The organism is Streptomyces nigrescens, assembly GCF_027626975.1.
Taxonomy (GTDB): domain Bacteria; phylum Actinomycetota; class Actinomycetes; order Streptomycetales; family Streptomycetaceae; genus Streptomyces; species Streptomyces nigrescens.
On sequence record NZ_CP114203.1, the window covers coordinates 1052495 to 1072835 of the forward strand.

Below are 20341 nucleotides of genomic sequence, written 5' to 3' on the forward strand. Positions count from 1 at the left end.
ATGCGATACCGATCGGTATCGCATGAGACTGATCGGTACCGTAGCATGGGGTGGCGCAGCCGAAATGGCCTGGAGTAACACGGAGGATCGGACATGACAGACGCGGTGCGGCCGGGCCGCGCGGGCCGGGTGGCCAAGCTGCCGCCCCGCGAGCGCATCCTCGACGCGGCCGAGGAGCTGTTCCACTCCGAGGGGATCAGAGGGGTCGGCGTCCAGGCCATCGCGGAGAAGGCCGGGACCACCAAGGCCGCGCTGTATCGGCATTTCGACACCAAGGACGCGCTGGCGGCGCAGTGGCTGCTGATCGTCGCGGCCGACTACACCTCCGCGTTCGACAAGATCGAGGAACGGTGGCCGGACGATCCCCGGGCACAGATCCAGGGCCTGGCCGCCTTCATCGCCGACTCCCTGTCGGAGATCTCGCACCGCGGATGCCCCTTCATCAACTCCCTTGCCGAGCTGCCCGATCGCTCCCACCCGGCGCGCCAGGTGATCGAAGCACACAAGGCGCAGCAACTCCGCCGCCTGACCGCCATGTGCACCGCAGCCGGCCTCACCGATCCCGAGGGAGCCGCAGCGGAGATCACCTTCGCTCTGGAGGGGGCCCAGGTCAGCGCGCAGAACGGAAGCGTGGACCACGTCGGCGAGCGGCTCATCGCCTTTGTCGAGGCCGTGATGGGCTGGCACGGAGCCTGAGGGGCAGTTGACGGGTTCGCCGTTGCGGTTAGCGGACCCGCGCCGTCCTGCCGAAGGCCGGCCGCCGGCCGGTTGTGCCCGACCCCGGCCCCGGCCCCGACCCCGACCCCGGCCCGACGAGAACCGGACATCCGTTTCCCAGGTCGGCCAACTGCCGGCCGACCAGCGCCGAACGAGTCCGGACGATCCTGGCCTCGGCACACTCGATGACGATGGTGGCCGATGGCCACAGCACAGAGGTGTCCCGCGGAAACGGGCCGGGACCGACGCAGCGCATCCACTTGCACCCGTCCCCGGTGGATGCCGGCCTCACCGGCGCGGCCCGGGTGGACGAGCGGGTGCCCACCACGCTGGAGTTCACGGATGTCGCTCCGCTCCCCGTACGGGACCGGGTACGCGCACGCGTGACCGTGATCGGGTGGCTGACCTCACGGGACAAGGCGGCCTCGCCGGAAGGCGATTGCATGGAATTCGCCACGGCGGTGCTCGAAACGGGAACGTGCAAGTCCAGCATCGGCCTCGACGACTTGATGGCCGCTCCTGCAGACCCCTTGGCCACCTGTGAAGCGGATGTGCTCACCCACCTGGTAGAGGAGCACAGCCACTACATTCCCCTCCTGCTGCGACTGGTGGAACCGCGATTCCTGCAACTCATGGAACGTGTGGTGCCCCTGGCCATCGATCGCTACGGAATCGTCCTCCGCCTGGAGTACGCGCTCGGCCACCGCGATGTACGCCTGCCCTTTCACAAGACGCTCAGTGACGCCGGTCAATTCAGCCTGCAGATCCAGGCGCTGCTCACCACCGCCCGGCGCTGCTCACACCAAAGTCGGCTGCTCAGCGGGGAACGGGAGCCGGGCGAGAACGCGATATCGCGGCGCAGCTGAACAGGCGGCACCCGGCACTCGCCGGGGCGTCAGGGCCGGTACGCCTGCCGCAGGGCGCAGGCCCAGACGACGGCACGGGGAGTCAATGCGGCGTCGGCCGCGGAGCCACCGACGCGCTGGTCGTCGCTGACGGCGTACGCCTGGGAGGCGCCCTCCGGGGAGAGCCGGGGCAGCGCCAGCAGGGGGCCGGTGCCCGGCCAGATCTGGGCCTGCTCCGGGGGCGCCGTCTCCGGCGGGAACGGCCCGACCATGTGACTGTCCGAAGCGGTGCCCACACTCACGTTGGTGGTGGGGCTGATGGCCTCGAAGGTGCCGCTGGTGCGCTCCCCGAGCAGTCCCGGCTCGCTCTCGTTCTTGTACGGCGGAAGCCACTGGGTGGGAGTCAGGGTGTCCAGCCGGGTGTAGTCGTGGGTGCCCACGATCCGTCCGGCGCGGTCGATGTCCCGCGGGTACCAGAAGTCGTAGGGCACTCCCGCGGGCCAGAACCGCTGGAGGGGTACGGCCGCGGCGCCGCTCCGGGCGGGCCAGAACAGCCCCGCCGACCACGACTCCTCGTCCTTGACGGCCTCGCCGGAACCAGCGATCTGCCCGGCGTTGTTGAGGGCGGTCACCGAGGTGAGCGAGTACCCGGCCGGTGGTACGAGCCGACGAACTATCCGGGCGCCGTCCCATTCGAGACCGATGAGGGCTCCGCTCTTGACCGCGTCGCCGACGATCAGACCCCGGTCGTTGACGTCCGCCGCGTGTGCCCCTTCCGGCAGCAGGGTCACCGCGCGGGCCCCGATACGGAAGCTGAAGGCGGCGGTACGGCCCGCGCTGTGCAGCGACCCGACCATCAGCCCCTTCGCGTTGACGGCCGCGACCTCACCGCCGGTGAATCCGGCGGGCAGCGGTACGCGGTGTACCCGTGTGCCGGTCCAGTACACGGGCACGCCGCGCGATGCCCCCACCGCCAGGTCTCGCGGGCCAAGTCCCTTGACCTGACTGCCTCCTGAGCCGGGCAGGGAGGCCAGGACCTGGAGGGCCGGCCGGCAGTCCGCGGGCTTGCCGGCGCCGTCGGCGGGCCGGGCCGGCGAGGCCGGTGCCGGGCTCGCCGTCAGCAGGGGGGTAAGGAACGCGGTCGCGACCACCGCCACGGCGGCACGGATTTGTCTTCGCATCGTGGTCTCCGTTTCCGAAACGCGGGAAGGGTCCCGCCAATACTGGAATGAGCCGGTGAACGCCGGGACGGACGGAAGGACCCGGCAATGCCGGAGTGGAGCACTTCGGTCGGTGTACTCACGGGAGATACGGCAGCGGATCACCACATGGCGCGGCTGCCGCCCGGAGGCGTCGCCTTTCCCGCACCACCACCCTGGGTCCAGGTCGCGTGCGGACTGGTGACGTGCCGAGGACTCCCCCAACTTCCCTGAATGTCCGGTGACTTTCCTACGCTTCCGTCGGGGAAGTTCCGCGGACCGGCCCCTTTCCTACCGCACCCGTGTCCGTTCCGGACGGCTCCGCCGCCCAATGGCCGGAAGTCGTCCGGGAGTGTCCGGGTCCGTTTCCGGTGCATGCATGAGGTGCCCCGGAGCCGACTGCGAGCGGCGGTACGGACAAGGAGAGCGAGGAGAGCGAGGACTGCGAGCTAAGGAAATCGGCTCCGCCGCCTCGGCTCCACTACAGCGTTTCGCCGAAGGCCCGCCGATACGCACCGGGCGTGGTGCCGAGGGCCGCTCGGAAGCGGCGCCGCAGGTTGACGGCCGAGGCGAGTCCGACGCGGGTGGCGATGGCTTCCACTGGAAGGTCGGTCTGTTCCAGGAGGACCCGTGCCGCGTCGAGGCGTTGGCGGAGCAACCACTGTCCCGGGCTGGTGCCGAGCTGTTCGGTGAACCGCCGGGCGAGGGTTCGGTTCGACAGTCCGGCGCGTTCGGCGAGGCGGTCCAGGGTCAGTCGGGTGCCGAGCTGCGAGGTGGCCCACTCCAGCAGTGGTGCCAATGACTCGTCGGCCCTGGCGGGGGCGGGCTGTGTGGCGTACTGGAGTTGGCTGCCCTCCCTGTGTGGCGGCAGCACCATGTGCCGGGCAATCTGGGCGGCGTATGCCGCGCCGTGGTCGGAGCGTACGAGGTGCAGGCACAGGTCGATGCCCGCCCCGCTTCCGGCGCTGGTCGCCACGTCGCCGTGGTCCACGTACAGCACGTCCAGGTCCACCTGCACCTCGGGAAAGGCGGCGGCGAGTTGTGCGGTGCGGCCCCAATGGGTGGTGGCGCGGCGGCCGTCGAGCAGTCCGGCCTGGGCGAGGACGAATGCCCCCGTGCAGATGGCGACGATCCTCGCCCCGCGCCGGTGGGCGGCCCGCAGCGCCTCCAGGACGGTCGGCGGCACCGGGCTGCCGGGCGGGCGCCAGCCCGGGACGATCACGGTGTCCGCTTCCTCCAGGGCCGGCAGACCCGCGTCGACGAGCATCGCGTAGCCGAAGGTGGTCCGCAGGGGCCCGGGGCGCTCGGCGCAGATCAGGAAGTCGTAGTGGACCGGCAGGTCTTGCCGGGCGGTGCCGAAGACCTCGGCGGCGCAGGCGAGTTCGAAGGGGGACTGGGGCGGGTTGAGAAGGGCCACCACCCGATGTCGGTTCATGGCAGGAAGATACCCATGGATGTCTATCTGGACTCTCGGCCCGGGAGGCCGGCCCGGGTCACCGTGGTTCCATGAGTGAAACTACTGAAACGGTCCCGCTGAAGACGGCCGTCCAGGTCGATGAGGTCGCACCGGTCGAGGTCGTCCCCGGGATCGTGCGCCGCCGACTGCCGAGGACCGCATACGCCGGTGGCTGGCTGATCGACTTCGCCCCCGGAACCGAGTGGCCGGAGGTCGACGTGCACGCCACCGAAGAGCGCTACTACGTGCTGAGCGGTGAGGTGATCGAGGGCGAGGAACGCCACGGGCCCGGTACGTACGTGGTCTTCGCACCGGGCAGCCGCCACCGGCCCCGCACCGAGACGGGAGCACGGATGCTCGGGATCACCGTGCTCCCCCGCTGACCGCGCTCAGACTCCGGCCGGAGTGCCGTGCCCACCGGTCCGGGTGACGAGGGAGCGGAAGGCGTCCAGGTCGCCGATGACCTCTTCGATGCGGTTCCGCTGCTGGTACATGCTGTAGTAGCGGGCGCCGATGGCGTCAGGGTCGGCCTCGCCGCCGCCGGGGGTGATCCCGGAGGCGATGGTCACCGTCCCCACGTGGATGCCCTGTGGCTTGAGTTCAGCGTGCAAAGTGTGTGCCCAGTTCCGAAGCCCAGCCATGGCCATACCCACGTTGGCCAGGAAGGGGGCGGGGATCGTCGAGGAAACACCGGTGGTCAGCAGTAGGGTGCCGTCGCCTCGGGCCAGCATCTGCGGCAGCACATGGCCCACGGCGGTCAACGCGCCCAGCACATGCAGCTCGAACTGCGCGGTGACGGAGTCGACCGTGGTCTGTGCGGCGTGAGTGATCGGCCCGGTCGGGCTGGGGCTGTATTCGAGCACATCGATCGGCCCCAGCGTGTCCCCCGCCGCGGCGAGGGCTGTGGTGAGCGCGTCGCGATCGCGGATATCGGCTGGAAACGCGGCGGCCGTGATACCCAGGTCGGCCAGCTCACCCACCAGGGTGTGCAGCTTGCTCTCGGTACGGGCGATCAGCCCGACCCGAAAGCCCTGGAGGCCGAATGCGCGGGCCACCCCCATCCCCAGCCCCGGCCCGGCACCGACCACAACGAGCGTCTTGGACACGCGGATTCCTTCCGATCACAGCGATCGGACCGGTGTTACCGCGACCCGCCGCCGACCACTTACTGTCTGTGCGTGGCCCCATGATTTGTTACGGGAAAGGCCGCAACAAGACGGCACATTCATGTCGGTGACGCACACGGAGGTAACCATTGGCGCCCCACAGGAACACCTCCCCGGACCCGCAGCACCACCACTCCACACCGCCCCCGACAACCCGCGGCGACCACGAGTCCGACGAGGAGGCATGCCGGGAGGTGCTCCAGATCCTCGGGCTGGTCGGCAGCAAGTGGAGCATCCTGATCGTCGGGCAACTCCGCGACCGCACCATGCGCTTCGGCGAACTGCACCGCGCCGTCAAGGGCATCTCCCAGCGCATGCTCACCTTGACACTGCGGCAACTCGAACGCGACGGCCTGCTGACCCGCACCGTCCACCCGAGCGTTCCCCCACGTGTGGACTACGCCCTCACCGCACTCGGCGCGACACTGCTGGACTCCGTCGTCGCTCTCGGAGAATGGGCCTCCGCACACCGCCACGAGATCAGCAACAATCGGCACCGCTACGACGCCACGCACCCCACACGGACCTGAACGAGCCCGTTGGTTCATGCTGCCGAGCAGTTCCGGCGCTCGGCCGGCCCCTCACCGCTGGTTGTGCGCAACCCGCCGGAGCCAATGAGACCGGCCAGGAGCAGCTGGTCGGTCCACCCTCACGGGCTCACTTACTCGCTTGTCACCCAGGCACCGGCTCTTACAAGCTGGCGGCTCATGTGCGTGCGCAGGGCGTATGCAAAGAGCTCGGGAGGGTGCAGGAGTGAGCCAGGGAACACAGGCAGGGGATGGCGACGCCAGGTCCGTGAGCAGGGCGGATGGCCGGGCGCTCGCCGCGGCCTCCGTCACCGTGGTGCTGTGGGCGTCGTCGTTCATCGCGATCCGCAGCTCCGCCGCGGATTTCGGGCCGGGCGCACTCGCCCTGGGCAGGCTGGCGGTGGCGTCCGTCGTGTTGAGCGTCCTCCTGCTGGTCCGGCGCGGTGGATTCCCGCCCCGCGAGGCCTGGCCCGGCATCATCGCCTCGGGAGTCCTGTGGTTCGGCGCATACATGGTGGCCTTGAACTGGGGCGAGAAGCTCGTGGACGCGGGAACGGCTTCCCTGGTCGTCAATGTCGGGCCGATCCTGATGGCGCTCCTGGGCGGATGGCTGCTCAAGGAGGGCTTCCCGCCCCGGCTGATGGCGGGCATGGCCGTGTCTTTCGCCGGGGCCCTGGTGGTCGGGCTGTCCATGTCCGGCGGCGGAGAGTCGTCTCTCCTCGGCGTGCTGCTGTGCCTGTTCGCGGCGCTGGCGTACGCGGTGGGTGTGGTGCTGCAGAAGCCGACGCTGAAGCACGCCACTCCGATGCAGGTGACCACGTTCGGTGCGCTCGCCGGAACGGTGGCCTGTCTGCCGTTCGCCGGACAGCTGGTGTCGCAGGTGAGCCGGGCCCCGGTGTCGGCGACGTTGCAGATGGTGTACCTGGGCGTCTTCCCGACGGCCCTGGCGTTCACCACGTGGGCCTACGCGGTGTCCCGTACGACCGTCGGCAAGATGGGTACCACGACCTACGCGGTGCCCGTGCTCGTGGTCCTCATGTCGTGGCTGTTCCTCGGCGAGGTGCCCGGCTGGCTGACACTCCTCGGTGGCCTCCTGTGCCTGTCCGGGGTAGCGGTGTCGCGGATGCGGGGGAAGGCGCGGGCGCAGGTCCCGGACGACGCGCGTGGGAACCGCGCGGCGGCCCAGCCCGACGTCTCGGCGGAGTCTGCGCGGTAGGCGGCGGACGCGGCACTGCCGGGATCGCGAGCGAGGGCCGCGGGCCGGGGCGGCTCTCAGCGCGTGCGGCGGAGTACTGCCGCAGGATCACCGGGAGCGATAGCGTGCGGAACGAGGTGGAACACCCCACCAACACTCCGATCAGATAAGGGGGTTGTTCTGGTATGAAACCGCCCAGACGCAGCGGCTTACGCAGAACATTCGCCGTCCTCATCACCGCGCTCGCCGTCACCCTCGGCCTGTCCGCCCAGGCCGGCACGGCCCGTGCCGATGACGGTTCGGGCCTGAGCGGCCTGACTTTCACGTCCGTCAACAACGGCCGGAACCTGGACGTACAGAACGGCAACACCGGTGACGGTGTCTTCATCGTCACCAACTCCGCGCCGGGCCACCACCAGAAGTGGAGCGCCAACGCGCAGCCCGACGGGTCGTTCACCCTCGTCAACGACGCCACCGGCAAGTGCATCGAAGCCGGCCACCCGCTCAAGCAGCGGTCCTGTTCCGGAGCATCCGGCCTGCGCTGGTACTTCCAGCCCGTGAACGGCACCAGCGACACCTACCTGATCCGTAACGCCGGCGACAACAAGTGCATCGACGTCGTCCTGGGCGCCCAGTACGACGACGCGTGGACACAGGCCTACGGCTGCAACGCCAGCAAGGCGCAGCAGTGGAAGATCCCCTCGTCGGCGACCGGCGCCGCGTTCAAGGCTGCGGTGGCCTATGCGTCGAAGCGCTGCCAGAAGGACGCAGCGACCTGCTCGTGGACGAAGGGGACGCAGGCCCCGGCCGAGCCGCTGCCCAAGCAGTGCATCTCCCCTGTTTGGTACAACGGCACCGAGACGCCGGTGCCGTGGACGTTCACGCTGAACACCTCCAGCGGCTGGTCGAGTCAGCTCGGGGTGTCCTTCACCTCGACCCTCGGCACGGGTATGGCGAGCCCGGTGCAGACCAGCGTCAGCCTCACCCTCTCCGGCCAGGTCACCTACGACCTGCGGACGGATCTCGGCAACAGCCTGACGATCAACGTGCCGTCGCGTCACTACGGATGGGTGGCACTGTCGGAGCTGGCGACGAAGGTGACCGGTGAGTGGACCTTCGATGCGAACGGCTTCCCGTGGAAGGCGAAGGACACGGTCACCGTTCCGCTGCGGTCCGATGACCAGGGCCGGTCCAGCATCTATCTGGCGCAGACCAGCCCGGACTTCACGACGTGTAACAGCTGAGTCAGAAGGTGGGCCCGCACGGGGTCGTGGGTCGTGCGGGCCCACCTGTGGAGCGCACCACTCCCCCGCGGGCATCAGATGGCCATCGCCTCCTGGGTCCACCGGTTCACCCGGTACGGGAGCCACCACAGCAGGGGTCCGGTGCGGGAGACCAGGCGCTCCTCCAGGAAGTCGGCGGCGATGGCCTTCGGGACGGACCGTAGTGGTGTTCCGTAGGAGAGTTGGGTGATCGCCTGCTGGTATTCGGACTCCTCGGCGGTGAAGCGGCGCAGTTCGCCCCAGCGGCGGTCGCGGATCTGGACGAAGCCGGGGCCCTGGCGCCACAGGCACTTGCAGAGGTAGTGCTCGTTGCGCCACTGGGCGAGCGCGGCCACGGGGTCGGCGGGGCCGGTGAGGGTCCGGGGCGGCTGGAGGTGGCTGAGGTCGCGCCAGCCGTCGTCGGGCTCCGGGGGCAGCCGTAGCTGCCACTGCACCAGCACGGCACGGGCCGTCAGATCGCGGATCAGACACAGCCGCCGGACGGCGTGGGCGGCCTCGGCCGGGTCGTCGACCGCGGTCAGGTCGATCTCGCCGGTGAACTCCACCCGGCGTGCCCCGAGTTCCCACAGCTCGGCGGCCTGATCGTGCGGCGGGGCGGTCAGGTCGACGGCGCCCAGGCTCATGCCCGGCAGAGTGCAGGCGTCCTCGTCGTAGTCCCGCCAGGCGTGGAGGGTCAGTGGCCGGGAGGCGGGGGCGGCGGTGCTGGTCATGGGTTTCTCCTGCGGGGCACGGTTGTCCTGCTGCGGGCCGGTCGGTGTCTCAGACGTGGGCGACGAGGGCGTGGGCGGCGTCGTCGGGCTCTTCCTGCGGGGCGGTCGCGGCGTGGGTGTGGCGCATGAAGTCGAGTCGCAGCAGGTCCTCGTTGACGGCGGCCGGTGCCAGATGGACGTACTGGCCGCCGTCGGTGAAGACCAGTCCGAGGGTCACCCAGTGCTGGAGGAGGGCATGGACGGCGACCTCGTCGACGGGGTGTTCGGGCAGGCGGGCGGTGAGCTTGCGGGTCAGCGCGGCGGGGGCGTGCGGCTGGTCGAGGAGCCGGAAGGCCGCGATCTCGGTGGGCGCGGTCAGTTCCATGGCGCCCCAGTTGAAGGCGCGCCGGCGGCTGACGAGCACGATGCGGTCGCCGAGGTCCGCATGGGTGAGCCTGCTGTCCGCGTGGTGCTTCTTCCAGGCGCCGAGGGCGCCGTTGAGCGCGGTGACGGTGGGCTCGGTGATGCCGCGCTCAGGTGCCTCGAAGACATAGGCCATGTCAAGGAGTTCGGACTCGGGCAGGTCGTAGGTGAAGCGGTAGTGCTCCTCGGGGCGCAGACCGGTGAAGCCGAGCTCGGGCCGGTTGAAGTACGGGCTGAAGCGTTCGATGGCGATGCGGGCGGACAGGTCGACCGGCGGATCGAGGTGTTCCAGGGCCGGTATCTGGGCGATGACGGGCTCGTAGTCGGCGGCGCTCTCGCCGGGGAAGCCGTGGAGGTAGTTCCAGGATACGGAGAGCCCGGTCTCGGCCCCGTCCCGGAGCATGCGGACGTTCTGGCAGCCGCTCACGCCCTTGTCCATCAGGTCGAGCACCCGGCTGTTGAGGCTCTCGATGCCCGGCTGGACGTAGATCATTCCGGCCTCGGCCAGGGTGCGCAGCTGGGTACGGCGCATGTTCGCCTTGATCTCGATGTGCATCCGCAGGTCGTAGCCGCTGTCGATGATGCGGGGCAGGACGGTGGTGAGGTAGCCCATGTCGAGGATGTTGTCGACGAGGTACATGTCCAGCACCCGGTGCCGGCGGGCCAGCTCCATGATCTCTTCGTAGAAGGTGTCGGGGCTCTTGCTGCGGAACTGCATGAAGGAGCCGTTGAGACCGCAGAAGGTGCAGTGGTGCTTCTCCCCCCACCAGCAGCCGCGGGCCCCCTCGACGACGAGCTTGGGCTCCACCCAGTTGCGGGCGACGGAGGACGCCAGCCGCTCGAAGTACCCGCTGTAGTCGGGCGGCAGGATGGTGGCGGGCGGCAGCGGGCGGGTGCTCATCGGGTTCGCGATGCTCTTGCCGTCGGCGCCCCAATGGCACAGCCCGGGGACGGCGGACAGGTCGCCGCCCTCGTCGAGAGCGGTGAGCAGCTGGGGGAAGGCGGCTTCTCCCTCGCCGCGGACCACGAAGTCCAGGAACGGGAAGTTGCGGTGGGTGGCGGCGCCCTGCTCGGCGTCGCAGTTGGCGCCGCCCATGACGGTTTTGATGTGCGGGGCGAGGCGTTTGACGTACTTGACGGCGGCGAGCGCGGCGGTGTTCTGCTGGAAGGTGGAGGTGAAGCCGACGACGTCGGGCCCGGCCGCGACGATCCGCTCGGCGATCTCCTGCACGAACTCCGGTACCACGCGGTGCAGTTCCTTGGACATCCGCAGCCGTTCGTCACGCAGCTTGCCGCGCATCGAGACGCTGAACTCCGGTACCCGCCACTCGGGATCGTCGTACAGGGCGGAGGAGAACACCCAGTCGCCGCATCCCATGAAGTACGAGGAGAGCGCGTAGAACTGGTAGTCGTCCGCGGTGAAGGCGGTCCGCCGGGTGATCCAGTCGGTGAACTCCAGGTTCGCGTGCAGGACATCGGCCCGCCCGGAGGTGCGCTCGTCGACGCTTCGTCTCAGGATGCCGAGGGCGAGGGACGGAAGGTCGATCGGGGACCAGGGCATATTGACCAGCAGGACGCGCATGGCGGCTCCTCGTACGGCGGGTGGGGTGGGAGGTGGCCGGACGGCCGGCCGGTGACGTGCGCGGGTCCGGCCGGCCCGGTGTGCAACCGGGCCGGCCGGGGAGGGTCAGTCCTCCTCGTTGTCCTCGGCGTTACGGAACGGGACGGTCACCGTGATGCCGATGCCCGGCCTGCGGTTCTCCTCGTCACCCGCGAGCGGGTCGTTGTGGATGATGTCCTTCTGCATGGCTGCTGCTCCTCTTCTGCCGGTTGCGGAACGGATCTCACGATCCGGGGGTACCGGACGGGCCGGTGCCTCCGGAGACCCCGTCCCTCGATGGACGGGGGGTTCGGTGGGCCGCGGGGGCGCGGCGCAGATGCTGGTCCAGAAAGCCCATGGCGCGGCGCAGCACGGCCACGTGGTGGGCACCGGTGTAGCCGTCGTGGCCGGTCTCCAGCCACATCGACTCGTGTGCCGCACCGGCCTGCCGCAGCGCGTCGAGGTAGCTCCGTACCTGGCCGGGCGGGCATTTGGCGTCGAGCGTGGCGGCGATCACCAGCAGCGGGGCCCGGACCTCGGCGGCGTAGTGGAGGGGTGAGCTCCGGGCGTAGCGCTCGGGCACCGCGTCGGGCGTGCCGCCGAACAGCCGCTCGTCCAGGGCCCGCAGCGCGGGGGTGCCGGTGCGGTACGCCGCCGCGCAGTCGGCGACCGGTTTGACGGCGACGCCCGCCTGCCAGAGGTCCGGCCGGGTGCCGAGCGCCAGCAGGGCCAGGTAGCCGCCCCAGGAAGTGCCCCACAGGCCGATCGCGTCCGCCCGGGCCAGCCCGCGGCGGAGCAGATCGGCACGGACCGCGACGAGGTCGGCGACCTGGGTGAGCCCGACTCCCGCGCCGTACGCGGTGCGCCAGCGGGGGCCGTAACCGGTGGAGCCGCGGTAGTTGACCCGGGCCACCGCGAACCCGGAGGCGACCAGGGAGTGCACCTCCGGGTCGTAGGCGTCACGGTCGTGGTCGGCGGGGCCGCCGTGCACCAGGAACACCAGCGGTGGCCGCCGGCCGGTCGTCGGGTCCGGGGTGCTGAGCAGGGTGTGCACGGGGCCGTCCGGGCCGGGGGTCCACAGTTCGCGGTGCCGCCCGGGCGTGGGGGCGGGCAGGGTGGCGAGCCCCGGGAGCCGGGTGCCGGCGGTGGAGCGCATCCGGGGCGGGGTGGCGGTGTCGGTCCAGAGGTAGTGCACCTCGCCGCCCGGGTGCGGGGCGGCGTCGAGCAGGGTGCCGGGCGGGGAGGGCACCGGGGTCAGCGTGCGCCGGTCGAGGTCGGCCGCGGCGAGGGTGGAACGGCCGTGGCGGTCCTGGCGGATGAGGACCCGGCGCCCCGCGGGGTACCAGCGCGCGGTGATCTCGGTGTCGAAGCGGCACCAGTCCTGGGGCAGCAGCCCGCTGCCGGGCCGCCACGTCGCGAGCCGGTAGTGGTCGTGGTGTTCCTGGACCAGCAGCAGCTCGGTGCCTGCCGGGGACGGCGCGAAGCCGAGCGCCCACAGTCGGCCGTGGTGTCCGGAGAGCTGGTCGAGCACCGCCCCGGAGCAGGTCAGGAGGGTGACCGCCCGGTCGGAGCCGGCCGCTCCGGAAAGGGCCAGCAGCCCTCCCGAGGGCGAGATGCCCGCCAGCCGCGCCTGCCCGTCGACGGTCCACACCTGCCGGGCCGGACCTCCCGGCCTCCCGAGGTGGACGGTCATCCCGCGGCCGTCGCCGAGTCCGATGGCCACGGTCCCGGCGTCGCTCACGGCGAGGCCGTGCGGGAAGCCCGGCGGCAGGCCGGTCAGGCCCGGCTGCCGGGCACCGCCCTCGAAGTCCTGGAAGTACCACAGCCCGAGGCCGCTGCGGTCCTCCGCGAACCACCACACCCGGGCCTCGGCGTCGAGTGCGCAGTGCAGGGTGCCGTGCGGACTGTCGGTGACCTGGCGTGCGGTGCCGGTGGCGGCGTTCCAGGTGAAGATCTCGCAGCGGCCGTCGGCGTCCGCGGCCAGCGCCATCCGCGCGGGGTCGCGCGGGCAGACCTCGGGGAGCGCCGGGTGGTAGACCCGGAAGCCGGTACCGGAAGGCGGCAGGGCGGCGGGGTGTGCCGCAGTCATGCTCATACGGGCTCCGTAGCGGCGTGGCGGGTGCGGGCCGGTGCCGCACAGGTCGTGTAGAGCGCGAGCCCGGCCAGCAGCGCGGCGCAGCCCACGAGGGTGGCGGCGGCCCCGGCCCGGTCGGCCGACAGCCCGGCCAGGGCGGGCGCCACTGCCGCGGCCGCACCCGACACGGTGGCCAGTACGGTGCCGGTGCGGGCCTGGAGTCCGGGCGGGATGACCTGGATGATCCGGGCCTGCAGCGCCACGGTGGCGGCCGGCGTCAGCAGACACAGCAGGCCGAACAGCAGGCCGAAGTGCCAGGCGTCGCGGGCCGTCGCCAGGGCCGCGGCCGGCGGCACCATCAGCCAGGAGACCGTCACCAGAACGCGGCCCGTGGGGCGCCGGCCGGCGATCCGGGGTGCGGCGAGCGCACCGGCCAGGCCGGCCGCCCCGGCGAGCGCGAGGACCAGACCCAGCGGCGCCGCGCCCCGGCCGTCGTTCTGAAGAGCGAAAACCGTCGTGTAATACAGCGCGACGAGCAGGGCGTTGACGGCCGAGATCCACACGAGCGCCAGCCGCAGGAAGGGGTCGCGGCGGATCAGCGCCAGTCCCGCTCCGGCTTCGGCGGTCCGGGCCCGCAGACCGCGGTGCACCGTGCCGGCCGGCGGACGCTGCGCAGGGGGCGGGACGAGGGGGGAACGCATGGCGGCGATACAGCCGGCCGCGACGGCGTACGAGAGGGCGTCCGCCAGGAAGGGCAGCCAGCGTTCGGCGTGGAAGAGCAGCCCGCCCAGTGCGGGACCGAGGACGAGTGCGCCCCGCTCCCCCGCCTGTAATCGGGACAGGACGCGCCGGTGCTCCGCGGGCGGGCACACCAGGGCGACGGTCCCGAGCTCCGCCGCCTCGTAGCAGGAGGTCGCGCAGCGCTCGACGAGCACCGCGGCGATGAGCACGGCCAGCGGGACCGGGCCCGCGGCGACGGCGACGGTGACGCCGGCCATCGCGGCGGCGGAGACCAGTGCGGAGCCCACCATCAGGTGCTTGCGCGCCCCGCGGTCGGCGGGGACGGCGGCGAACGGGCCGAGCAGGAGCGTGGCGGCCGCGGAGAGTCCGGCGAGGGCGCCGACCTCGGCGGGGGACCGGCCGAGGGTCAGCAGCAACAGCGGCAGGACGAGCCCGGACGTCTGGCTGCCCAGGGCGTCACAGGTGCCCGCCCACCAGAACAGCCGGAGGTCGCGGCGGACGTGGGGCAGCGGAGCGGCCGGTGCCACCGCCGGGGCGGACCCGGTCATCAGGCACGGTCCGGGGCCGGTCTCGCGGTGCCGGGGCGGGCGTCGTCGTGCGCCGGGCGGGCCGGGTGGCCGGACGTCAGACCGTCCGCCGGGCCGTACGTCGGGCCGTTCGCCGTCGCGTCCCGGGAGGAGACGCGCGATAAGTCGTAGGGTGCGCCGCCTGCCGGGGATGCCGCTGACCGTTCCATGCGAAGCCACCTCACACATGTGGGCAGACCGTGAAGATCGCCTCACCAATAGGTCAACTTGCGGAGGAAATGTGCCCGAATCGTGCCGGAGCTTAGCCAGACAGTGACGTGGGCCACAAGATGTGCGCGCAGAACACCTTCGAGCGGTTCGTTCGGACGGGCCGTCGCCCCCGCGACCAGCACTCCGCCGCCCTCACCTCTTCGCGTCAGCCGCGGTGAGCAGGCCGTAGAGATCGCCGGACGAGCAGGCCCGTCAGGGAATGGCCGTCAGGGAATGGCCGTCAGGGAAGGGCCGTCAGGGCGTGGTCTCCACCAGCTCTGCGTACTCCTTGCCGAGCTGCGACATGGCGTGCCCGAACTCCTTGCGGGAGATGGCCTCTTGCAGCGTGCTGAGGACCGCCCGTACACCGCGGTCGGCTTCCGGCCCGGACAGACCGGTGCGCCGACGCACTCTGCGGATCGACTCATCCGGCCCGAAGATCACCATCTCTCCCCGCCCCTGCTGGAGCGAGACACGCAGCGGCTCGGGAAGTTCGAGGGCCAGATCGCGGACTTCGCCGCCGCTCAGCCGCAGCGCCAGCGTCTCAAGGGTGGCGCGGGTGAGATCGGCCGCTTCCTGTCGTGAGAGCCCCGCGCGATCCGCCACTGCCTGGAAGAACTCCTTGACGTCCATGCGAGCCTCCACAACGGAATCGAGGGATGAACGAGGGAGGCAGCCTCACTCACCACCTTGCCACGATCCCCCGCCCACCGTCGGCCCACGCTCGACCCGCCACCCGCTGCACGGTCGCGGCAACCGAAAGTCACCAGGTCACGGGCGGTTCGCGGGCGCGCCCGCCGGAAGGCGTCCGACCTGGAGTGAGGACGGGTCAAGCGCCTTCCGCGCGAGCCGGAACCCTCCCCTCATGTCGCACCAGCCGGTCAGCCCGGCTGGTGCGAGGCGGTGTCCGATGGTGTGCCGGCCCGCGGTGCGCCGTCGCAGAACGCGGCGGCGCCGCAGAGGGCGGATTCGGGGCGGATGGGGACGCCGTTGGTCCGCAGTACGTCACGGACATCGAGGATCAGCGGGAAGACCTCATGGTTCCAGTCCTCGCCCTGCTCGTCCCAGGCCCGCTGCTCGGCCTCGACCGCCATCCGGTCCTCGGCGAACACCCGCTCCGTGAAGCGCCGGATGAGCGGCCAGGCGAGATTCAGGGCTCCCGGGATCGGCGGCTTCGCAATCATGAGCAGGCCATAGGCATGATGGGTGCGCTGCTCGGCATCCTTCGGTACGTAGGCCGCCCAGAGGGAGAATGCCGGGAGTTCGGAGTTCTCGGGAACCGCTTGGAGGGTCTGATAGGGGTACTCGGTGCGGACGGTGATGACGTCGGGCGAATTGCCTCCGCCGAAGCCCTCGCCGGACAGCAGACCGGCGCCGCGGTCCTTCTTTCCACCGGCATGAACGAACAGATACCGGGCCTCCACGAATTCCGGACCCGTTTCGTATCCGAGGAGCTTGGGCTGGATCTTGCCGAGGACGCCGCGGTGCAGGAACTGGTGGTTCATGTCCAGCAGATTCTCGTGCATGAACGAGTAGTGGCAGTGCACCGTGCGCGAAAACACCATGGTCTTGTGCTTGACCGAATCATATTCCGGCAGCTCGGGCAGCGGGGTCGTATCCGCCTTCTCCGGGTCACCCGGGAAGACGAACACCAGGCCGTACCGTTCGCGGACCGGATAGGAGCGCACACCGCGCGGCGGCCGGTCGACCCCCTTGGGCAGATACGGGATCTGCGAGATCCGGCCGTTCCCGCGGTAGGCCCAGGCGTGGTAGCAGCAGCGCAGCGTCTCGCCCTCGACGACGCCCATGCTCAGCGGTACCTGGCGGTGGGCACACCGGTCCTCCAAGGCGAAGACCGTGCCGCTCGCGCCGCGATAGAGCGCAATCCGCTCCCCCGCGAATACGGCGGCGAAGGTCTTGTTCTTCGGCACGCTTCCGGACACCGCGACCGGGTACCAGAAATTCGGATGGATTCCGGTGCGCCGAAGGTCGGCCGTCGGTCCGGCACGGTGTTCACGCATATGGTCCGGGCCACCGGCCGCCACGGCCGCAATGGACCCGTCCCATGCGGGCTGAGCCTTGGTCATACATTTCTCCCTCGCACGCAGGCCAGTGATATGGAACGGGGAAAACGTCGGGATTCCGGCAGGCAGCGCGCCGGATCCGTTCTCCGCGATCACCTTGTGCGTTTCCCCCGGGACGGCGGCAATCAGACTCGCCCCGGAGGGTGACTAGGCCGTTTGCGTGCGGCGAGAGTTACGTACGGCGTGCCGGGGCGGAGACGCGGGCTGCCCCGGCGCCGTGACTCCCCGGTGGCGCAGCGGAGCCCGGCAAGCCCGCGCTGTCAGGCCAGGGCTCTCCGTTCGTCCGGCGCGTCGGACCGGTGCGGCGCGCGGCACCGTCGAGGGGCCGGGCAGGGCGTCACGACCAGCGGACCGGGAGCTGCCGCGGGCCGCGGAGCAATGCGCCCAGCCGCCAGCGCAGGTCGGCCGGGTGGGCGTCCAACTCCAGCTTCGGGCAGCGTTCCAGGAGGGTGCGCACCGCGATCCGGGCCTCCAGGCGTGCGAGGGGGGCACCGAGGCAGAAGTGGATGCCATGGCCGAAGGCCACATGGCCGCGGGCGGCGGGGGTGATGTCGAAGCGGTCGGGATCGTCGAAGCGGAGGGGGTCGCGTCCCGCGTCGGCGATCACGGGGAGCACGACCTCGCCACCGCCGGGGACGACCGTGCCCGCTATCTCGGTCGGCTCGATGGTGAAACGGAAGGTGGAGGTCTCCAGCGGCCCGTCGTAGCGCAGCATCTCCTCGACCGCGCCGTCGATCAGCGACAGATCGGCGCGCAGCGCGGCGAGTTGGTCCGGGTGGGTGAGCAGCGCCAGGACGCCGTTGGCGATGAGATTGCCGGTGGTCTCGTAGCCGGCGATCAGCAATAACTGGGCCATGCCGAGGAGTTCCTCATGGCTGAGCCGGTCGCCGTCCTCGTCGCTCACCGCGATCAGGTCACTCAGCAGGTCGTCGCCGGGGCGGGCGCGCTTGGTCTCCACCAGCCGGTCGAGATAGCCGGTCATGGCCGCCAGCGCTTCCCTGGTCTGCGGTGTGGGGGCGCCGACCATCAGGATGTCGGTCCAGGTACGGAAGGTGTCCCGCTCCAGGAAGGGCACTCCCAACAGCTCGCAGATGACGGTGATCGGGAGCGGGAAGGCCAGCGCCTCGACGAGATCGGCACGGCCGTCGGGGGCGGCGAGCATCGCCTCCAGGAGCTCATCGGTCAGCTCCTGGACGCGCGGCGCGAGGGACGCCACCCGGCGCGCGGTGAAGGCACGGGCCACCAGCCCGCGCAGCCGGGTGTGCTGCGGCGCATTGGAGCGGAGCATCGACACACCGCTGGACACCGGCTGCATCGGCTGCGCGGACGAGGCGTGCCGCCACTCCTTCGACAGCCGGGGGTCGCTGAGCGCCGCACGTACCTCGTCGTAGCCGACGACCAGCCAGACGGCCGTGCCCTCCGGGAGCCGTACGCGATGCACCGGGCCTCGCTCGCGCAGCCGCGCGTACACCTCATAGGGGTCGCGGACGAAGTCCTCCCCCATTGCCGCCAGATCCACTGTCCCCACCGGTTCGGTTGTCATCCGGCCTCCTGTCCGTCATGACGCTGCCTCGGGACGACTGGGTACGGGGGAACCCTCCCCGGCGGTGGAGCCACTAACCGCGGCCCGGGCCGAAATGCCGGGCGCCACGGCCGAGTTCGGGAGGTCCGGCGACGCGGGTGCGCCGGAACTGCCGCTGCCGCCGTCCCCTTCGAGTCGGCGGCAGGAGGCAGCCCCCAGGGCCGGGCCCGGCTACCGCTGGGTCAGGTACAGCAAGAGCGCGGAGATGGCGGCCCCGGTCATGCCCTCGATGGCATGGGCGGCCGTGAAGCGGGCGTACTTCCTGAGCCGGTGGCGTCGTGGCTCCTCGGGAACACGCGGCGGGGATTGCCGGTCCTCCGCATGATCCTTCATGGGCTGCTCCTCGATGGGTGGTGGGTGGTACGTGGCGGCCCGGCCGTTCGGCGGTGGCTCATCCCCGGGCTTCCTGGGTGGAGCCGGGCTGCCTGCGCGGCCCGTTCAGCACCCCGCACACCCCGCGGACAGGGGGGCCTGCGGCTCGGCGAACTGCTGCAGCTCGGGCCCGGAGCGCGCCAGCAGCCAACCGGGGTCCGGGAGCGGGGCTCCGGGGGCCGGGTTGGGCAGATGCCGGCGGGGTGAGTAGCCCAGGGCGGTGGCGATGGTGCGCCACAGGCGCGCGTCGATGAGGTTGTCGTCGGCCGCGTGGTGGATGGCCAGGCAGTGCGCGGAGAGCTGGTCTTCGGCGCCGGCGGCGAACCGCCACCAGAAGACCGCAGCCTCGTGCCGGTTGATGGAGTAGAGCAGGCACGCGAAGGTCCGGGCGCCGGCCGCGTCGTAGTCCCGGGCGAACTTCTCCAGACGCCCCAGGTGCCCCCCGCGCAGCACCGACTCGCACAGCGTGTGCAGATGCCGCCGCAACTCCTCGGGGCCTGCCGTGGAGCTGGGAACGGGCCTGGGCCGTGGCCGCCGGGGCAGCGGCCGGGCACGGCCGGGACGCGCCGGGGCCGGGGCGCGGTCGTGCCGCCCTTCGGGAACCGGCCGTACCGGGGGTGTCTGCCGCTCGGCCTCGGCAATCCGCTCGGCCTCGGCGATCCGCTCGGCCAGTCGGCGGGTGAAGGCGTCAGGATCGTGGTCGGCCAGTACGCTACCCACCTCATCGGCTTCGGCCTGCAGAATGTCTTCGATGGTCACGACGGTTCTCCTTCCTGCTCGTTCCGGAGATAGGAGGCCGCGAGTTCCTTGGCGAGCTGGCGGCCGCGGGAGTAGTAGGTGCGCGCCGTGCCCGGGGTGATGCCGAGGGTCTCGGCGATCTCCTCGTAGCTGAGCTGCGCCACGCGGAGCCGGACGCAGTCCGCCTGCACCGGCTCCCGCCGGGCCAGTTCGTCCATGGCGCGGTCAAGGGCGTCGAAGGTGCCGAGGTGCAGGATCTGGTCGACGCAGGACTGATGGCGCCCGGCTTCGGCGGCCGCGGCCCGTTCGCGGCGGGTCACCCGGTTGCGCGAGCGGATGTAGTCCTTGATCGCGTCACTCAGGATGCGCAGACCCAGGGCCCGGTAGTTGCTGTGCGCCAGGAACTCGTCCCACTTCGCATGGATCTTCATCCCGGCTATCTGGACCACGTCCTCGGCGTCCTGACGATTGCGCAGCAGCTGCATCGCATAGCCGAGGTAGCCGTGCTGCACCTCCTTGAAGAAGGCGGTGAAGTCGACCCGGAGTCCGTCCATCGGGTCGGGGCGCAGCTGTTGTCCGTCTCCGTAGTCGCTCACCGGGCAGCCATCCCTCGGTCTGCCACGGGCGGGCGGACGACACCGGGGTGGATCTGCCCGGGGAGGTCCCGTTCGGCACCGCACCGGCTGTCAGGGTCCGGGTCGTACAACGTGCTGCAGACCGACGGGCCGCAGGTCCGCGAGGCGGTGTGGGTGCTCTCGCGCGCACGGGCGCGGAGCACAGCCGGGGTCGTCCTGGCCGCGCCGCCCATGGCTGGCGTGCCCCAGGGCCACTGGTGATCCACTGCCTCTCCTTTCGATGTTCGCGGTGGACTCGC

19 protein-coding genes are annotated in these 20341 nt (G+C 71.0%); 6 read left to right on the forward strand and 13 right to left on the reverse strand.

Annotation, left to right across the window (positions count from 1 at the left end; translation table 11 throughout):
* The first annotated feature begins 93 nt into the window (after positions 1-93).
* Entirely contained in the window at positions 94-696 is a 603-nt protein-coding gene (locus STRNI_RS04910) for a TetR/AcrR family transcriptional regulator (protein WP_159484593.1), read from the forward strand.
* 212 nt (positions 697-908) lie between these two features.
* On the forward strand, positions 909-1583 hold the full coding sequence (locus STRNI_RS04915) for a DUF2470 domain-containing protein (RefSeq protein WP_277410625.1): 675 nt from the start codon (positions 909-911) through the stop codon (positions 1581-1583).
* A 29-nt stretch (positions 1584-1612) separates the two neighbouring features.
* Here the strand turns inward: STRNI_RS04915 and STRNI_RS04920 are convergent, their stop codons facing one another.
* Complete coding sequence (locus STRNI_RS04920; protein ID WP_277410626.1) at positions 1613-2743, reverse strand: hypothetical protein; 1131 nt, start codon at positions 2741-2743, stop codon at positions 1613-1615.
* A gap of 499 nt (positions 2744-3242) precedes the next feature.
* The gene (locus tag STRNI_RS04925) at positions 3243-4196 is read right to left on the reverse strand and encodes a helix-turn-helix domain-containing protein (RefSeq protein ID WP_159484598.1); all 954 of its coding nucleotides are present in this window, start codon (positions 4194-4196) and stop codon (positions 3243-3245) included.
* A gap of 71 nt (positions 4197-4267) precedes the next feature.
* On the opposite strand from STRNI_RS04925, the gene STRNI_RS04930 reads away from it, so the two are divergent.
* Positions 4268-4600, forward strand: coding sequence for a cupin domain-containing protein (locus tag STRNI_RS04930; protein ID WP_266450266.1), 333 nt, complete (start codon positions 4268-4270; stop codon positions 4598-4600).
* 6 nt (positions 4601-4606) lie between these two features.
* On the opposite strand, the gene STRNI_RS04935 is transcribed toward STRNI_RS04930, so the two are convergent.
* Positions 4607-5323 (reverse strand): SDR family NAD(P)-dependent oxidoreductase, encoded by a 717-nt coding sequence (locus STRNI_RS04935; protein WP_277410627.1) that lies wholly within the window; start codon positions 5321-5323, stop codon positions 4607-4609.
* Positions 5324-5472: 149 nt separating this feature from the next.
* Here STRNI_RS04935 and STRNI_RS04940 point away from each other — a divergent pair, with 149 nt between their 5' ends.
* The 3 genes from STRNI_RS04940 to STRNI_RS04950 all read left to right on the forward strand — a co-directional run bounded on the left by STRNI_RS04940 (position 5473) and on the right by STRNI_RS04950 (position 8349).
* Entirely contained in the window at positions 5473-5913 is a 441-nt protein-coding gene (locus tag STRNI_RS04940; RefSeq protein WP_381281979.1) for a winged helix-turn-helix transcriptional regulator, read from the forward strand.
* Positions 5914-6178: 265 nt separating this feature from the next.
* The gene (locus tag STRNI_RS04945; RefSeq protein WP_277410628.1) at positions 6179-7126 is read left to right on the forward strand and encodes a DMT family transporter; all 948 of its coding nucleotides are present in this window, start codon (positions 6179-6181) and stop codon (positions 7124-7126) included.
* 164 nt (positions 7127-7290) lie between these two features.
* Positions 7291-8349, forward strand: a complete 1059-nt coding sequence (locus tag STRNI_RS04950) for an RICIN domain-containing protein (protein WP_159484602.1) — start codon at positions 7291-7293, stop codon at positions 8347-8349.
* A gap of 74 nt (positions 8350-8423) precedes the next feature.
* On the opposite strand, the gene STRNI_RS04955 is transcribed toward STRNI_RS04950, so the two are convergent.
* From STRNI_RS04955 to STRNI_RS05000, 10 genes are all read right to left on the reverse strand, one after another.
* Positions 8424-9098 carry a DUF5825 family protein gene (locus STRNI_RS04955; protein ID WP_277410629.1) on the reverse strand — a complete coding sequence of 225 codons (675 nt, stop codon included), beginning with the start codon at positions 9096-9098 and terminating at the stop codon, positions 8424-8426.
* A 49-nt stretch (positions 9099-9147) separates the two neighbouring features.
* The gene (locus STRNI_RS04960; protein WP_277410630.1) at positions 9148-11082 is read right to left on the reverse strand and encodes a RiPP maturation radical SAM C-methyltransferase; all 1935 of its coding nucleotides are present in this window, start codon (positions 11080-11082) and stop codon (positions 9148-9150) included.
* A 262-nt stretch (positions 11083-11344) separates the two neighbouring features.
* On the reverse strand, positions 11345-13195 hold the full coding sequence (locus STRNI_RS04965) for a S9 family peptidase (protein ID WP_277410631.1): 1851 nt from the start codon (positions 13193-13195) through the stop codon (positions 11345-11347).
* Complete coding sequence (locus tag STRNI_RS04970) at positions 13192-14463, reverse strand: MFS transporter (protein WP_159484606.1); 1272 nt, start codon at positions 14461-14463, stop codon at positions 13192-13194. Before STRNI_RS04970 ends, STRNI_RS04965 begins: the two co-directional genes overlap by 4 nt.
* A 483-nt stretch (positions 14464-14946) precedes the next feature.
* On the reverse strand, positions 14947-15324 hold the full coding sequence (locus tag STRNI_RS04975) for a DUF2267 domain-containing protein (RefSeq protein WP_018088738.1): 378 nt from the start codon (positions 15322-15324) through the stop codon (positions 14947-14949).
* A gap of 248 nt (positions 15325-15572) precedes the next feature.
* Positions 15573-16778 (reverse strand): aromatic ring-hydroxylating oxygenase subunit alpha, encoded by a 1206-nt coding sequence (locus STRNI_RS04980; RefSeq protein WP_371874778.1) that lies wholly within the window; start codon positions 16776-16778, stop codon positions 15573-15575.
* A gap of 334 nt (positions 16779-17112) precedes the next feature.
* Positions 17113-18318 carry a cytochrome P450 family protein gene (locus STRNI_RS04985; protein WP_277410632.1) on the reverse strand — a complete coding sequence of 402 codons (1206 nt, stop codon included), beginning with the start codon at positions 18316-18318 and terminating at the stop codon, positions 17113-17115.
* A gap of 210 nt (positions 18319-18528) precedes the next feature.
* Positions 18529-18690 (reverse strand): hypothetical protein, encoded by a 162-nt coding sequence (locus STRNI_RS04990; protein WP_018088735.1) that lies wholly within the window; start codon positions 18688-18690, stop codon positions 18529-18531.
* A gap of 105 nt (positions 18691-18795) precedes the next feature.
* Positions 18796-19488, reverse strand: coding sequence for a hypothetical protein (locus STRNI_RS04995; protein WP_109894909.1), 693 nt, complete (start codon positions 19486-19488; stop codon positions 18796-18798).
* Positions 19485-20063 carry an RNA polymerase sigma factor gene (locus tag STRNI_RS05000; RefSeq protein ID WP_018088733.1) on the reverse strand — a complete coding sequence of 193 codons (579 nt, stop codon included), beginning with the start codon at positions 20061-20063 and terminating at the stop codon, positions 19485-19487. Before STRNI_RS05000 ends, STRNI_RS04995 begins: the two co-directional genes overlap by 4 nt.
* Positions 20064-20341 lie beyond the last annotated feature (278 nt).